This is a genomic window from Rhodococcoides trifolii (genome assembly GCF_014635345.1).
GTDB lineage: Bacteria > Actinomycetota > Actinomycetes > Mycobacteriales > Mycobacteriaceae > Rhodococcoides > Rhodococcoides trifolii.
Window position 1 is genome coordinate 1051135 of record NZ_BMCU01000002.1, and the last position, 15312, is coordinate 1066446.

Sequence of the window (15312 nt, forward strand, 5' to 3'; positions counted from 1 at the left end):
GTATGGCGCTCGATGTCGCGGCGGCGATGCGGTTGGCCGCCGAGGCGTCGGAGAACGCTCGCGGCAGTTCGACGCCCAATCCGCCCGTCGGCGCAGTGATCCTGAACGCGGTCGGGGACGTCGTGGGCGTCGGTCACACGTCACCGGCCGGGGGCCCGCACGCCGAAGTGAACGCGCTGCGGGCAGCGGGGGAGTTCGCACGCGGCGGCACAGCCGTGGTGACGCTGGAGCCGTGCAATCACACCGGCCGCACGGGGCCGTGTACCCGCGCACTGATCGAGGCCGGGGTGGCCTCGGTAGTGTTCGCCTTGGCCGACCCGAACCCCGTGGCGTCCGGCGGAGCCGAGACACTCACGGCAGCAGGGGTGCACGTGACGGACGGACTCGATGCAGACGCCGTCGCCGCAGGTCCGCTGCGTGCGTGGCTGCATCGGCAGCGCAGTGGACGGCCCCATGTCACCTGGAAGTACGCGTCGTCCCTCGACGGGCGGATCGCTGCCGCGGACGGGACCAGTCGATGGATCACCGGCCCGGAGGCACGTGCCCACGTGCACTCCGAACGCGCGAAGGTCGACGCGGTGATCGTCGGAACCGGCACGGTTCTCGCCGACGACCCGTGGCTCACCGCCCGCCTGCCCGACGGTTCGCTCGCCCCGCGCCAACCTGTCCGTGTCGTCGTCGGCGAGCGGGAGATTCCGCCCGCCGCCCGGATTCTCGACGGCTCCGCCGAGACCCGGCTGGTCCGCTCCCACGATCCGCACGCCGTCCTGGCTGCGCTGAGCGACCTCGGAGACGTCGTGCTCGAAGGCGGCCCGACGGTCGTCGGCGCGTTCCTGTCCGCCGACCTCGTCGACCGAGTCACGGCCTACATCGCTCCGGTGATTCTCGGTTCCGGGCCGGCCGTGTCCGCCGAGGCCGGCGTGGGAACAATCGCCGACGCGTTGAGGTTTCGACGAGAGTCGGTGCGCACGTTCGGTCCGGATACTCTGATCAGCCTGACGCCCGACCGCTGACGAGGAGAGTGTGTGTTCACCGGAATAGTCGAAGAACTCGGCCACGTGGTGGCCAAGGAGGAACTGGGCGATGCCGCACGGTTCACCGTGCAGGGACCGCTGGTGACATCCGACGCGTCACACGGCGACTCGATCGCGGTCAACGGCGTGTGCCTGACCGTGGTCGACGTGGTCGACGGGTCGTTCACGGCCGATGTGATGCAGGAGACGCTGAACCGTTCCAGCCTGCAGAGTCTCGCCGTCGGCAGTGCGGTGAACCTGGAACGCGCGGCCGCGGTCAACAGCCGACTCGGTGGCCACATCGTGCAGGGCCATGTGGACGGTACGGGCCACGTCGTCTCCCGAACTCCGTCCGACAACTGGACCGTCGTCCGAATTTCACTGCCCGACAACATCTCTCGCTATGTCGTGGAGAAGGGATCCATCACCGTCGACGGTGTGTCTCTCACCGTGTCCGCGCTCGGCGGGACACCTGGCGACGAGCACTTCGAGATCTCGCTCATTCCCACGACCCTCGACCTCACGACGCTCGGCGCAGCACAGCCGGGAACACCCGTCAACCTCGAGGTCGACATCATCGCCAAGTACGTCGAGCGGTTGCAGAACGCCCGACCGTGAGGTCGTACGCTGGAGGAAACGATCTACTCGGCTCTGCGAGTAGCGAACGTGGGGAGCGCAACGCGTGACCAGATTGGACACGATCGAACGCGCCATCGCCGACATTGCCGCTGGTAAAGCGGTGGTCGTGGTGGACGACGAGGATCGCGAGAACGAGGGCGACCTGATTTTCGCCGCCGAGAAGGCGACACCGGAGTTGGTCGCCTTCATGGTGCGCTACACCTCCGGATACCTCTGCGTCCCGTTGTCCGGCGAGGACTGCGACCGTCTGGGCCTGCCGCCGATGTACTCCACGAACCAGGACAAGCACGGCACCGCGTACACGGTCACCGTCGACGCGCGAGAAGGAATCGGCACCGGCATCTCGGCGTCCGACCGCGCCGCCACGATGCGTCTGCTCGCCGATCCCGACACCGGCGCCAACGACTTCACCCGGCCCGGCCACGTAGTTCCGCTGCGAGCCAAGGAAGGCGGCGTCCTGCGGCGCCCCGGCCATACCGAGGCAGCCGTCGATCTGGCACGTATGGCCGATCTGCGCCCCGCCGGCGTCATCTGCGAGATCGTCAGCCAGAAGGACGAAGGCGAGATGGCGCACGCGGACGAACTCCGCGTGTTCGCCGACGAGCACGATCTGGCGCTCGTCTCCATCGCCGACCTGATCGCATGGCGTCGCAAACACGAGAAGCACGTGGTGCGCATCGCCGAGGCTCGCATCCCCACCGCTCACGGCGTGTTCCGCGCGGTCGGTTACCAGAGCATCTACGACGAGGTCGAACATGTGGCGTTGGTGCGCGGGGACATCCCCGGGCCGGACGGCGACGGCAGCGACGTTCTCGTGCGCGTGCACTCCGAGTGCCTGACCGGCGACGTGTTCGGCTCCATGCGCTGCGACTGCGGGCCTCAACTCGACGCGGCACTGGACATGGTGGCCAAGGAAGATCGCGGCGTCGTGCTCTACATGCGCGGGCACGAAGGCCGCGGTATCGGGTTGCTGCACAAGTTGCAGGCCTACCAACTGCAGGACGCCGGGTCGGACACCGTCGACGCGAACCTCCAACTCGGGTTGCCCGCCGACGCGCGCGACTACGGCATCGGCGCACAGATCCTCGTCGACCTCGGTATCTCGTCGATGCGGCTGCTGACCAACAACCCCGCCAAGCGTGTGGGATTGGACGGGTACGGGCTGCACATCACCGAGCGGGTACCGATGCCCCTGCGCGCGAATGCGGAGAACCTGACCTACCTCCGCACCAAACGAGATCGGATGGGCCACGACCTCGTCGGTCTGGACGAGTTCGGATCCACCCTCGACGCCGGTGGCCCACGATGAGCGGAGCCGGCGAACCCAAGCTCGAACTCGGCGGCGCGTCCGATCTCACACTCGCCATCGTGGCGGGACAGTGGCACGAGAAGGTGAGCACAGCGTTGCTCGAGGGCGCCAAGCGCAAGGCCGCCGAGGCCGGCGTGGAGGACATCACCGTCGTGCGGGTGGCCGGCGCCATCGAGCTACCGGTCGTGGCGCAGCAGTTGGCCCGCACACATGACGCCGTCGTCGCGCTGGGCGTCGTGATCCGCGGCGGCACACCGCATTTCGAGTACGTCTGCGACGCGGTGACCGCCGGCTTGACGCGCGTGTCCCTCGACGAGTCCACGCCCGTCACCAACGGTGTGCTCACCGTGAACGACGAGCAGCAGGCTCTGGACCGTTCCGGGCTGCCCGGTTCCAGCGAGGACAAGGGCGCGCAGGCGTGTGCCGCCGCTATCGACACCGCCCTGACGCTGAAGCACCTGCGTGAGCCGTGGACGGAAGGGTCGTTCCGATGACCGAGAACACGACCGAAGTGCCGGAATGGGAGCTCGAGGCGCGTCCGCGCAAGTCTGCCCGGTACGCGATCGCCGTTGCGGCACTGCTGATTCTGGTTCATCTGACGTTGGGCATCCTGTTGCGAACAGGCGCGACGGGTGTGTACTTCCAGCGAGTCGATCAGATCGGCATCTTTCTGATCGGCTGTGGCCTCGGCGGCGGGGTGCTGCTGCTGACTCGGCCCCGTGTTCGCGTCGGTGCCAAAGGTGTTCTCGTACGCAATCTCGTGACCGAGAAGTTCGTCGAATGGGACCTCGTCAACAGCCTGTCGTTCCCACCGGGGGCGTCGTGGGCCCGAATCGAGATACCGGACGACGAATACATCCCGGTGATGGCCATCCAGGCGAACGACCGTGAGTACGCGGTCGCGGCGGCGCGCAAATTTCGTGCGCTGGAACGCAAGTACGGATCCAGCGTCGCCGAGTGACCGACTAGTTCGCGTCGCCCATCACGACACCCTCACGACGCGGGTCCGCCCCGCCGATCCATCCGGAGTCGGTCCTGAGCAGCATCGACGAGCCGCTCGACTGATCTGCCACTGACACTTGGTGTCCCATGCCGCGCAGGGCGGTCACCAGGGGGTCGGCCGCGCCGTCGTTGGACGCGTCGATGTTCGGGTGTTCGCCGCCCACGTTCGTCGCGGGTGTGTTGGCGGCGCCGAAGTCGACCATCGAGACCGCCTGCTGCGGGTCGAGACCCCAGTCCAGAACGCCGACAAGGTTTTTCACCACGAACTGGATGATCACCGAGCCGCCGGGCGAACCGGTCGCCAGCCGAAGGTCACCGCGCGAACCGTCGGCCTGGCGGTCGAACACCAGGGTGGGAGCCATCGAACTACGGGGCCGCTTGCCGGGCTCCACACGGTTGGCGACGGGCAGGCCGTCCTTCCCCACCGGCTCCGCTGCGAAGTCGGTCATCTGGTTGTTGAGGACGAACCCGTCGGTCATGTGGAACGACCCGAACGCCGACTCGACCGTCGTGGTCATCGACGCCACGTTGCCGTACTCGTCGGCCACGGTGATGTGTGAGGTTCCGTGCTCCGGTCCGGCATAGCTGCCGAGCGGAACCGGGCCGAAGTCGCCGGGCTGGGCGGTTCCCATCGAGCGCGCGGGATCGATCGACCGAGACCGCTCGGCGAGGTACTGCGGGTCGAGTAATCGATCGGGTGAATCACCGGGAAGCGGAACGAAGTCGGGATCGGCGACGTACTTGTCGCGGTCGGCGTACGCCAAGCGCTCGGCTTCGGAGATCAGATGCACTCCCTCGGCTGTCGGACGGCCGCCGTCGGCGTCGAGGTCGGTCGGGGCGTACTGCCCCAGATCGAAGTTCGAGAGAATTCCCATCGCGGACGCCACGGCGATACCGCCCGACGACGGACCGGGCATCCCGCAGATGTCGTGATCGCGGTAGGGCGTACAGACCGCGGTCCGCGTCTTCGCCTCGTAGTTCGCCAGGTCGTCCATCGTGATCTGTCCGGGCGTGCGGCCACCGGTGGTGTCCGCGGTGGCGTCGACGATCGCGCGGGCGATGTCCCCGGTGTAGAACGCAGCGGCGCCGTCGCTCGCTATCGCGCCGAGGGTCTTGGCCATCGCCGGGTTGGTCAATACCGTTCCCGCCGTCTTGGCCGATCCGTCGGGCTCGAGGAAGTAGGCGCCGGCCTCTGGGTCCTTGGCCAGATCCGCTGCGGAATCCGAGATCGACTGCGCCATGCGGGGACTGATCTCGAACCCGTTGTCGGCGAGGTCGACTGCCGGGGCGAAGAGGCTGTCCCACTGCTTGTTTCCGTGATCACCCTGTGCCGATTCGAGCAGACGCAGCACACCGGGCACCCCGATCGACCTGCCACTGGCACGGGCGGTCGGCAGGAGAGCGGTGCGGTTCGTGTCGTCGACGTACCGCAGATAGTTCTCGGTGGCCGACGCCGGGGCCGTCTCACGACCGTCGTACGCCTGCACCTCGCGACTCTCGGCGTCGTAGTACAGCAGGAATGCGCCGCCGCCGATGCCGGACGACTGCGGTTCGACGAGCCCGAGAACCATCTGGGCCGCGACCAACGCGTCGGCAGCCGTTCCCCCGTCGCGCAATACCTCGCACGCGGCCTGCGTCGACACGGGATTGGCGGTGGACACCGCGTAGCTGTTCGTCGACACCGCGGTCATTCCCGTCCGGTAGCCCGTCGCAATCTCCGGATTCGTCGAGATGTCGCCGGGCGCGCCCGGTGCCGACGATTGCGGCACGGGTGTTCCGCCGCCTCCCGGTACGCAGGTGTTCGCGGCCTCCACTTCAGTGGACGAACACGCTGCGGAGCTGATGACGAGCAGGGCAACACCGGCGAGAATCAGGGCGCGAGACACCGCCCGAACGCTACCCAGCGTCGGCGGTCGCGGGGGTCGAACCCGTCCATCTCGACAGAGCCGTGCGCCACTCACGTGACGTGTGGTCGCCGGCCCAGGCGATGTACCCGTCGGGACGCACGAGGATGCTCGGGCCGTCGTCGGCTCGACGAACCACCGGAACGGGTGCCTGTACGCGGTCGTCACCGCGCCCCGCGACGAGCAGGAAACCGGGGTGCTGCAGGGCGTCCGCAACGGTGCCGTCGGTGAGCCGAACGTCGGAGACCCGTGTGCCGACCAGCGGATGGTCGCCGCGGCCGCGTGCATAGGAGATGCCGATGCCCGAGAACGTACGCGTGACCAGATCGCTCACGAAATGTCGACGCACGAGCGCGCTGACCAGCCGCTGGCGTAAGCGCCGGACGATGGCAGGTTTCATCGTCATGGTTCGAATCGTCAGCCCGCTGGTGCGCAGGACCATTTTGCCGACGGGATGGCGTTCGTCCTGATAGGTGTCGAGAACATTCGGGGCGCCGTCCAACGCTGCCGCCAGCTTCCACCCGAGGTTCGCTGCGTCCTGTATGCCGGTGTTCATACCTTGGCCACCGGCCGGTGAGTGGGCGTGGGCGGCGTCTCCGACGAGAACCACCCGGCCGGTGCGGTATTGCTCGACCTGCCGCTCGTCGCAGGCGAAGCGTGAGTACCACCGGATGTCGCTGAGGCCGTAGTCGGTTCCCATGGCGCGTTGGAGCAGTCCGCGAACTTCCTCGAGTTCCACGGGTGCGTCGTCGCGATGATGCGCCCGCCGGTCCCACGCGATGACGCGGAACCATCCCTCGCCGTACGGTGCCAGGAACGCGAAGCAGTCGCCGCCGACGTTCACGGTGATGGCATCCGTGGGTGGCCGGTCCAGCTTGGCGTCGCTCAACACCATGGAGCGCAACACTTCTCGGCCGGGGAATGCCTGTCCCAGCAATCCTCGAACGGTGCTGTGCACACCGTCTGCGCCGACGGCGTACTCGGCGGTCCACGTCTGTTCGGTTCCGTCGCTCGACACTGCGCGAACCCGGACGCCGGCGTCGTCCTGTTCGAGGCCGGTGACGGTCACGCCGCGCTCGACCCGGGCGCCCTGTGTCCGTGCGTAGGTCTCCAGAGCCCGGTCGACGTGCACCTGCGGTGTCACCAGGACGTACGGGAACGGCGTGCGCAGCCGGGAGAGGTCGACGGAGGCTCCGCGCCACAGCGACAGTGTGTGCGTGATCGTCCCCGTCGCGATCAGGTCGTCCGCCAGTCCGCGGGTGTCCAGCAACTCGAGCGTCCGGGCGTGCACGGCGAACGCTCGGCTGTGCGGTGAGACGCCGTCCCGCTTGTCGAGGACCACGACCGAATGGCCCGTGCGGGCTATCTCGCCGGCGAGCATACATCCGGCCGGTCCGGCTCCGATCACGATCACGTCCACCGAATTCATCGCAGGCTCCTTCGCTTGTCAACGGTTGTTGACTTCGACGGTAGACCCCGTGTGCCCTCTGGTCAACATGCGTTGACTACGCTGGCGTCATGCCTCCACGCACTCGGTCCGCGGCCACGACGAGAGCCGCGATTCTCGACGCGGCACGGATTCGCTTCGGCGCCGACGGGTTCGAGCGCACCACCGTGCGCGCCATCGCCGCGGACGTCGGCGTGGACCCCGCAATGGTGATGCGGTACTTCGGAACCAAGGACGCACTCTTCGCCGACGCCGCCTCCTTCGAGCTGCCGATTCCGGACCTCACGGGTGTGACCGCGGACGACATCGCGGACATATTGATGCCGCGGTTCTTCGCGGTGTGGGAGGACGACGCGTCCTTCCTGTCCCTGCTGCGGGCGACGACCACCAGCTCCCGCGCCGTCGAGGAGATGCTCGGCGTGTTCGAACGACAGGTCGCGCCCGCGCTCGCCACCGTCGCGGTCGACAACCCGACGGAACGAGCCGCCCTCGTCGGATCGCAGATCCTCGGGCTCGCTTTCGCGCGCTACGTGCTGCGCGTACCGCCCCTGGTCGACATGTCACGGGAGGATCTGACCGCCTGGATAGGCCCCACGCTGCGGCGTTACCTGAACGAGCCGACGCCGGTCGGCTCTGTCGCACCCGACCGCTAGCCTGGGTGGGTGTCCGATCCAGCTTCGTATCGCCCCGCCACCGGAAGCATTCCGGTGGAACCAGGGGTGTACAAATTTCGTGACCCGCACGGACGCGTCATCTACGTCGGCAAAGCCAAAAGCCTGCGCAGTCGGCTGAATTCGTACTTCGCCGACATCACGTCCCTGCACCCGCGTACCCGGCAGATGGTCACCACCGCGGCCAGTGTCGAATGGACCGTCGTCACCACGGAAGTCGAAGCACTCCAGCTCGAGTACAACTGGATCAAGGAATTCGATCCGCGGTTCAACGTGCGTTACCGGGACGACAAGAGCTATCCCATGCTTGCCGTCACGATGAACGAAGAGTTCCCGAGACTGTTCGTCTATCGAGGGCCTCGACGCAAGGGCGTGCGGTACTTCGGGCCGTACGCACACGCCTGGGCCATCCGCGAGACACTCGATCTTCTGTTGCGCGTGTTTCCCGCTCGCACCTGCTCGGCCGGAGTCTTCAAGCGCCACAACCAGATCGGGCGGCCCTGCCTTCTGGGGTACATCGACAAGTGTTCGGCGCCCTGCGTGGGGCGGGTCACGGCGCAGGAACATCGTCAGACCGTCGAGGACTTCTGCGACTTCCTGTCCGGCAAGACCGACAAATTGGTTCGGCAGCTCGAGAACCGAATGCAGGCCGCGTCCGAGAACCTCGATTTCGAGATGGCCGCACGCATGCGAGACGACGTCGGCGCCCTCAAGCGCGCCCTCGAGAAGCAGCAGGTCGTACTGGGCGACGGCACCGATGCCGATCTGGTGGCGTTCGCCACCGACGAGCTCGAGGCCGCCGTACAGGTGTTCCACGTCCGTGGTGGACGGGTCCGTGGGCAACGTGGGTGGGTCATCGAGAAGGCCGGCGACGTCGTCGACACGTCAACCGCAGGAGACAAGTCGGATCTTCCCGCACTCGTCGAACAGTTCCTCACGCAGTTCTACGGAGAGCAGGCGTCGCTGTCGGCGCAGACCGCGGACGGCGCCACCAACGCGGTACCGCGTGAGGTACTGGTACCGGTCCTCCCGCCCAACGCCGAACAGGTGCAGACGTGGCTCAGCACGCTGCGTGGGTCCACGGTCGCTCTGCGCGTACCCCAGCGAGGGGACAAGCGCGCCCTTGCGGAGACCGTGCAGCGCAACGCGCTGGAGTCGCTGCAACAGCACAAGCTGAAACGCGCCGGCGATTTCACGTCCAGATCGGCAGCGCTGCAAGGCATTCAAGAAGCATTGGATCTGGACACCGCCCCACTGCGGATAGAGTGTATCGACATCTCGCACGTCCAGGGCACCGACGTCGTGGCGTCGCTGGTGGTGTTCGAGGACGGGTTGCCGCGCAAGAGCGACTATCGCCACTACGCCATCAAGGAAGCGGCCGGCGACGGTCACTCCGACGACGTCGCCAGCATCGCCGAGGTCACCCGGCGCCGGTTCCTCCGGCACGGCAAGGACTCCGGAGGCGACCTGTCGCCCGAGGCGTCCCTCGACCCGCAGACCGGACGTCCGCGCCGGTTCGCGTACCCACCCAACCTGTTCGTCGTGGACGGAGGAGCGCCGCAGGTGGCGGCCGCCGCGGCGGTTCTCGACGAGCTCGGGGTCACCGACGTCGCCATCGTCGGGCTCGCCAAACGGCTCGAGGAGGTGTGGGTTCCCGGCGAGGTGGACCCCGTCATCCTCCCGCGCACCAGCGAGTCGTTGTTTCTGCTGCAGCGGGTGCGCGACGAGGCACACCGGTTCGCCATCACCTTTCACCGGAGCAAGCGCAGCAAGCGCATGACCGCGTCCGCGCTGGACTCGGTGAAAGGCCTGGGAGAGACCCGTCGAGCCGCGCTGGTGTCCCACTTCGGATCGGTGGCCAAGCTGAAGCAGGCGACGGTGGACGAGATCGTCGAAGTCCCCGGAATCGGTGAGACCACGGCGCGGGCGGTCCTCGAGGCGCTCGGCGTCGAACAGCGCGAACCGGTCGAACCCGGCGATGCCGACGCATCGACGACGCCCGTGGGGGATGATGAGTCAGCACTTCCACCGACCGCGAGTACGTCTCCACGAACAGGACAGCCGGCCGAGTGAACCACCAGCAGGAACGAGAGCTCGACGAGAGCGCCGCCGAGAACACCGACATCGAGGTCGCCTTGGTGACCGGACTGTCCGGTGCCGGGCTCGGAACGGCGGGCAAGGTGCTCGAGGACCTCGGGTGGTACGTCGCCGACAACATGCCGCCCGAGTTGATCACCCGGATGATCGAGATCGGTCGCACCAGCACCCCCGGAATAGATCGGCTCGCGCTGGTCGTCGACGTTCGAAGTCGGCTGTTCAACGGTGACGTCGCAACCCTGCTGAAAGACCTCGCCGGAACCGGGGTGCGCCCACGGGTGCTGTTCCTCGACGCATCCGACGACGTGCTGGTTCGGCGCTTCGAATCCGTCCGGCGTAGCCATCCGCTGCAGAACTACGGAGTGGACGGCACCCTCACCGAGGGCATCGCGGACGAGCGGTCGCAGCTGTCGTCGGTCAAGGCAGCGGCCGATCTCGTCATCGACACCAGCACGTTGTCGGTGCACGGCCTGCGCGACAAGATCGAGAGTGCGTTCGCGAACGAGCGGTCCGAGACCATCGCGATCACCGTCGAGTCCTTCGGGTTCAAGTACGGTCTCCCGCTCGACGCCGATGCGGTGTGCGACATGCGCTTTCTGCCCAACCCACACTGGATACCCGAGCTCCGCGCGTCCACCGGCCAAGACGCGGCCGTGCGCGACTACGTCTTGTCCCAACCGGGCGCAGCGGAGTATCTCGACCTGTACTACCGGCTCGTCCAGCTCACGCTGAGTGGCTATCGGCGGGAGGGCAAGCGGTACATGACCATCGCCGTCGGGTGCACCGGCGGCAAGCACCGCAGTGTCGCGACCACCGAGGCCCTGGCCGAGCGTCTCCGCGCAGACAGCGGGGTGTCCGTGCGCGTCGTGCATCGAGATCTGGGTCGAGAGTGACCGACGCGGACGTCGTGGCCGCGGATGTTGTGGCACTAGGTGGTGGCCACGGGCTCTACGCCACCTTGAGTGCGGTGCGTCGGTTCACGTCGTCGGTCACCGCGGTGGTCACGGTGGCGGACGACGGCGGATCGTCCGGCCGTTTGCGCACCGAGCTGGGGGTCGTTCCTCCGGGCGATCTCCGGATGGCGCTGGCCGCGTTGGCGGGAACGGATGCGCGTAGTCAACTGTGGGCCGAGGTGCTTCAGCACCGGTTCGGCGGCAACGGCGCACTGGCGGGACACTCGGTGGGCAATCTGCTTCTCGCCGGCGTCGCCGAGGTGCTGGGGGACACCGTGTCCGCGCTCGACGAGGTCGCACGTCTGCTGCGGCTCGAAGGTCGAGTTCTTCCCATGTCGCCGATCGCGCTGGACATCGAAGCGGACGTCGTGGGCCTGGAATCGGACCCGCGCGTGAGCCGCGTCATCCGCGGTCAGGTCGCGGTGGCCACCACGCCGGGCAAGGTGCGACGGGTGCGGTTGCTGCCGCCCGATCCGCCGGCCGGACCCGAGGTGCTCGCCGCGATCGAACGAGCCGAGATGGTGGTGCTCGGCCCCGGGTCGTGGTTCTCCAGCGTGCTTCCGCACGTCCTGGTTCCGCAGCTGCTGCACGCGCTGCGTACGACCGCGGCGCGCAAGGTCCTGGTGCTGAACCTTGCGCCGGAGGTGGGGGAGACCACCGGATTCTCCGCGGAGCGCCATCTGCACGTACTGTCCCAACACGCCCCTGCTTTCGCGGTGGACGACGTTCTCGTGGATTCGGCGTCGGTGCCGGAGGGGAGCGAACGCGAGCACGTCGCCCGCGCGGCCGGCTTGTTCGGCGCCACCGTGGTCTACGAGGACGTCTCGGGGCCGCGAGCGAACGTGCACGACGCGGACAAACTGGGACGCGTCCTGAGCCGTCTGTGCGGCCAGGGGCGACCCGGAAGAGACGACCACATGGTGGACATCAGTAGGAAGGAACGCTCTTCGTGGCCATGACAGCCGATGTCAAGGACGAATTGAGCCGGTTGACGATCACACAGGTCAGCTGCCGCAAGGCCGAGGTGTCGGCGCTCCTGCGTTTCGCCGGAGGACTTCACATCGTCGCCGGTCGCGTGGTCGTCGAGGCCGAGGTGGACCAGGGGTCCATCGCGCGTCGATTGCGTCGAGAAATCTTCGAGCTGTTCGGGTACAACGCCGAGGTGCACGTGCTCAGTGCGGGTGGCCTTCGGAAGACGTCCAGGTACCTCGTGCGGGTGGCGAAGGACGGCGAAGCACTGGCCCGGCAGACCGGTCTGCTGGACATGCGCGGCCGGCCCGTTCGTGGACTGCCCGCCCAGGTGGTCGGCGGAACGGTGGCCGACGCCGAAGCCGCGTGGCGCGGCGCGTTCCTCGCCCACGGATCGTTGACCGAACCCGGCCGGTCGTCGGCGCTCGAGGTCAGTTGCCCCGGCCCGGAGGCGGCTCTCGCGCTCGTCGGCGCGGCGCGTCGACTCGGGGTCACCGCCAAGGCTCGCGAGGTTCGGGGTGCAGACCGGGTGGTGGTCCGAGACGGTGAGGCCATCGGCGCACTGCTCACCAAGATGGGCGCACAGGACACCAGGCTCACATGGGAGGAACGCCGCATGCGCCGCGAGGTGCGCGCCACGGCGAACCGACTGGCCAACTTCGACGACGCGAACCTCCGCCGCTCGGCCCGCGCTGCCGTGGCGGCGGCGGCGCGGGTGGAGCGGGCTCTGAAGATTCTGGGCGAGGACGTGCCCGACCATCTGGCGGCCGCGGGTCATCTCCGCGTCGAGCACCGGCAAGCGTCGCTCGAGGAGCTCGGACAGCTGGCCGACCCACCCATGACGAAGGATGCCGTGGCCGGTCGCATCCGCCGGTTGCTGTCGATGGCCGATCGCAAGGCCAAGGACACGGGCATCCCGGACACCGAATCCGCCGTGACCGCGGAACTCCTGGACGAGGCCTGACGGTCGCCGTCGAAACCGGCGAGTTCCTGCAACTGCACGACGGAACGCGCGGAGCACTAGGGTAGGTCACGCTAAAGCAAGATCAGCCACATACATAGGGAGCGAACAGTGACGGTTCGGGTAGGCGTGAACGGCTTCGGTCGTATCGGGCGCAATTTCTACAGAGCAGTCGATGCGCAGAAGGCGCTCGGAACCACCGACATCGAGATCGTCGCGGTCAACGACCTGACGGACAACGCGACTCTCGCGCATCTCCTCAAGTACGACTCCATCCTCGGCCGTCTGCCGTACGACGTGAGCCTCGAGGGTGACGACACCATCGTCGTCGGCGATTCGAAGATCAAGGCACTCTCGCTTCGTGAGGGACCGTCGGCGCTTCCCTGGGGTGACCTGGGTGTCGACGTCGTCGTCGAGTCCACCGGCATCTTCACCGACGCCGCGAAGGCGCAGGGGCACATCGACGCCGGCGCCAAGAAGGTCATCATCTCCGCACCCGCCAAGGGTGAGGACATCACGATCGTGATGGGCGTCAACGACGACAAGTACGACGGCAGCCAGAACATCATCTCCAACGCCTCGTGCACCACCAACTGCCTCGGCCCGATCGCCAAGGTGCTCGACGACGAGTTCGGCATCGTCAAGGGCCTCATGACGACCATCCACGCGTACACCCAGGATCAGAACCTGCAGGACGGCCCGCACTCGGATCTGCGCCGCGCCCGCGCCGCCGCTCTCAACGTGGTGCCCACCGGCACCGGCGCCGCCAAGGCGATCGGCCTGGTGCTCCCGCAGCTGCTCGGCAAGCTCGACGGTTACGCCCTGCGCGTGCCGATCCCCACCGGCTCGGTCACCGACCTCACGGTCAACGTGCGCAAGTCCGGCTCGGTCGAGGACATCAACGCCGCGATGAAGGCCGCTGCCGAGGGACCGCTGAAGGGCATCCTGAAGTACAACACCGACCCCATCGTGTCCTCGGACATCGTGACCGACCCGCACTCGTCGATCTTCGACGCGCCGCTCACCAAGGTCATCGAGGATCAGGTCAAGGTCGTCTCCTGGTACGACAACGAGTGGGGCTACTCCAACCGCCTCGCCGACCTCATCGATCTCGTCGGCAAGTCGCTCTAGGGCGCTGGCGTGAAAAATCTTCAAGAGCTTCTCGACGCAGGAGTCGCCGGTCGAGGTGTTCTCGTCCGGTCGGACTTCAACGTTCCGCTCGAAGACGGCAAGATCGTCGACCCCGGTCGTATCGAAGCCTCCATCCCGACGCTCAGTGCACTGGTGGACGCCGGCGCCAAGGTCATCGTCACGGCGCACCTCGGCCGCCCGAAGGGCGAACCGGATCCGCAGTACTCGTTGGCACCGGTGGCGGCCAAGCTCGGTGAGCTGCTCGGTCGGCACGTGCAGTTGGCGGGCGACGTGGTCGGTCAGGACGCCGAGGCGCGCGCCGAGGGCCTGACCGACGGCGACGTCCTGTTGCTGGAGAACATTCGTTTCGATCCGCGCGAGACGAGCAAGGACGACGCCGAGCGCGCCGCCCTCGCTCGCGAACTCGTCGCCCTCGCGGGCGAGGACGCAGCGTTCGTCTCCGACGGCTTCGGCGTCGTCCACCGCAAGCAGGCGTCTGTCTACGACGTCGCTGCACTGCTCCCGCACTACGCGGGCACGCTGGTCGCCACCGAGGTCGACGTGCTGGCCACGTTGACCGAGGATCCGAAGCGGCCGTACGCAGTGGTGCTCGGCGGTTCGAAGGTCTCCGACAAGATCGGTGTCATCGAGGCGTTGGCGCCCAAGGTCGACACCCTGGTGATCGGCGGCGGTATGGCCTACACATTCCTTGCCGCACAGGGCTATTCGGTCGGAACTTCGCTGTTGCAGGAAGATCAGATCGAGGTCACCAAGGGCCTGCTCGACAAGTACGCCGACGTGATCCACCTCCCGGTGGATATCGTGATCGCCGACAAGTTCGCGCCGGACGCGGAGTCCAAGGTCGTTCCGGCGTCGGAGATTCCGGACGACTGGATGGGCCTGGACATCGGGCCGAAGTCGGTGGAGCGTTTCGCCGCCGTGCTCGCGAACGCCAAGACGGTGTTCTGGAACGGTCCGGCGGGCGTGTTCGAGTTCGAGAAGTTCGCGGCGGGTACCAAGGGTGTCGCGGAGGCCATCGTGGGCGCCACGGCCAAGGGCGCGTTCAGCGTCGTCGGTGGTGGCGACTCGGCGGCGGCCGTCCGTGCTCTCGGATTGCCGGACGACGGTTTCTCGCACATTTCCACCGGTGGCGGTGCCTCACTCGAGTACCTCGAAGGCAAAGAGCTACCCGGACTTTCGGTTCTGGAGGACTGAC

General features: G+C 67.4%; 14 protein-coding genes. 12 read left to right on the plus strand and 2 right to left on the minus strand.

Translation table 11 applies throughout. The features are described 5' to 3' along the window. Nucleotides 1-2 precede the first annotated feature (2 nt). From ribD to IEW02_RS12210, 5 genes are all read left to right on the plus strand, one after another. A complete protein-coding gene (ribD, locus tag IEW02_RS12190; RefSeq protein WP_188545017.1) occupies nt 3-1013 on the plus strand; it encodes a bifunctional diaminohydroxyphosphoribosylaminopyrimidine deaminase/5-amino-6-(5-phosphoribosylamino)uracil reductase RibD in 1011 nt (336 codons plus the stop codon). A gap of 12 nt (nt 1014-1025) precedes the next feature. Beyond that, a complete protein-coding gene (locus IEW02_RS12195) occupies nt 1026-1631 on the plus strand; it encodes a riboflavin synthase (protein ID WP_188545018.1) in 606 nt (201 codons plus the stop codon). Between the two features lie 64 nt (nt 1632-1695). After that, on the plus strand, nt 1696-2961 hold the full coding sequence (locus tag IEW02_RS12200; RefSeq protein ID WP_188545019.1) for a bifunctional 3,4-dihydroxy-2-butanone-4-phosphate synthase/GTP cyclohydrolase II: 1266 nt from the start codon (nt 1696-1698) through the stop codon (nt 2959-2961). Next, a complete protein-coding gene (ribH, locus tag IEW02_RS12205) occupies nt 2958-3455 on the plus strand; it encodes a 6,7-dimethyl-8-ribityllumazine synthase (protein ID WP_188545020.1) in 498 nt (165 codons plus the stop codon). Before IEW02_RS12200 ends, ribH begins: the two co-directional genes overlap by 4 nt. Then, the gene (locus IEW02_RS12210) at nt 3452-3922 is read left to right on the plus strand and encodes a PH domain-containing protein (protein WP_188545021.1); all 471 of its coding nucleotides are present in this window, start codon (nt 3452-3454) and stop codon (nt 3920-3922) included. The genes ribH and IEW02_RS12210 overlap by 4 nt, the downstream gene beginning before the upstream one ends. A gap of 4 nt (nt 3923-3926) precedes the next feature. Here IEW02_RS12210 and IEW02_RS12215 read toward each other — a convergent pair whose 3' ends face one another. Both IEW02_RS12215 and IEW02_RS12220 read right to left on the minus strand, forming a co-directional pair. Further along, the gene (locus tag IEW02_RS12215) at nt 3927-5867 is read right to left on the minus strand and encodes a gamma-glutamyltransferase family protein (RefSeq protein ID WP_195812347.1); all 1941 of its coding nucleotides are present in this window, start codon (nt 5865-5867) and stop codon (nt 3927-3929) included. Then, nucleotides 5860-7296: an FAD-dependent monooxygenase gene (locus IEW02_RS12220; RefSeq protein WP_188545022.1), complete on the minus strand. Its 1437-nt coding sequence runs from the start codon at nt 7294-7296 to the stop codon at nt 5860-5862. The genes IEW02_RS12215 and IEW02_RS12220 overlap by 8 nt, the downstream gene beginning before the upstream one ends. 89 nt (nt 7297-7385) lie before the next feature. On the opposite strand from IEW02_RS12220, the gene IEW02_RS12225 reads away from it, so the two are divergent. The 7 genes from IEW02_RS12225 (at nt 7386) to IEW02_RS12255 (ending at nt 15311) form a co-directional block, all read left to right on the plus strand. Next, nucleotides 7386-7967 carry a TetR/AcrR family transcriptional regulator gene (locus IEW02_RS12225; RefSeq protein ID WP_188545023.1) on the plus strand — a complete coding sequence of 194 codons (582 nt, stop codon included), beginning with the start codon at nt 7386-7388 and terminating at the stop codon, nt 7965-7967. A gap of 9 nt (nt 7968-7976) precedes the next feature. Continuing rightward, nucleotides 7977-10058 carry an excinuclease ABC subunit UvrC gene (gene uvrC / locus IEW02_RS12230; protein ID WP_188545024.1) on the plus strand — a complete coding sequence of 694 codons (2082 nt, stop codon included), beginning with the start codon at nt 7977-7979 and terminating at the stop codon, nt 10056-10058. Next, nucleotides 10055-10975: an RNase adapter RapZ gene (gene rapZ, locus IEW02_RS12235; RefSeq protein ID WP_229745959.1), complete on the plus strand. Its 921-nt coding sequence runs from the start codon at nt 10055-10057 to the stop codon at nt 10973-10975. Before uvrC ends, rapZ begins: the two co-directional genes overlap by 4 nt. Then, nucleotides 10972-11994 carry a gluconeogenesis factor YvcK family protein gene (locus IEW02_RS12240; RefSeq protein ID WP_308933176.1) on the plus strand — a complete coding sequence of 341 codons (1023 nt, stop codon included), beginning with the start codon at nt 10972-10974 and terminating at the stop codon, nt 11992-11994. The genes rapZ and IEW02_RS12240 overlap by 4 nt, the downstream gene beginning before the upstream one ends. Next, nucleotides 11991-12968: a DNA-binding protein WhiA gene (gene whiA, locus IEW02_RS12245; RefSeq protein WP_188545025.1), complete on the plus strand. Its 978-nt coding sequence runs from the start codon at nt 11991-11993 to the stop codon at nt 12966-12968. The genes IEW02_RS12240 and whiA overlap by 4 nt, the downstream gene beginning before the upstream one ends. 108 nt (nt 12969-13076) lie before the next feature. Next, the gene (gene gap / locus IEW02_RS12250; protein WP_188545026.1) at nt 13077-14096 is read left to right on the plus strand and encodes a type I glyceraldehyde-3-phosphate dehydrogenase; all 1020 of its coding nucleotides are present in this window, start codon (nt 13077-13079) and stop codon (nt 14094-14096) included. Nucleotides 14097-14105: 9 nt separating this feature from the next. Continuing rightward, complete coding sequence (locus IEW02_RS12255; protein ID WP_188545027.1) at nt 14106-15311, plus strand: phosphoglycerate kinase; 1206 nt, start codon at nt 14106-14108, stop codon at nt 15309-15311. The last annotated feature ends 1 nt before the right edge of the window (nt 15312 follow it).

Bases quoted from the DNA above. Each gene is read 5' to 3' on its own strand.
- ribD (WP_188545017.1), top strand. From the start codon at position 3: ATGGCGCTCGATGTCGCGGCGGCGATGCGGTTGGCCGCCGAGGCGTCG.
- ribH (WP_188545020.1), top strand. From the start codon at position 2,958: ATGAGCGGAGCCGGCGAACCCAAGCTCGAACTCGGCGGCGCGTCCGAT.
- IEW02_RS12210 (WP_188545021.1), top strand. From the start codon at position 3,452: ATGACCGAGAACACGACCGAAGTGCCGGAATGGGAGCTCGAGGCGCGT.
- IEW02_RS12220 (WP_188545022.1), bottom strand. From the start codon at position 7,296: ATGAATTCGGTGGACGTGATCGTGATCGGAGCCGGACCGGCCGGATGT.
- IEW02_RS12225 (WP_188545023.1), top strand. From the start codon at position 7,386: ATGCCTCCACGCACTCGGTCCGCGGCCACGACGAGAGCCGCGATTCTC.
- whiA (WP_188545025.1), top strand. From the start codon at position 11,991: ATGACAGCCGATGTCAAGGACGAATTGAGCCGGTTGACGATCACACAG.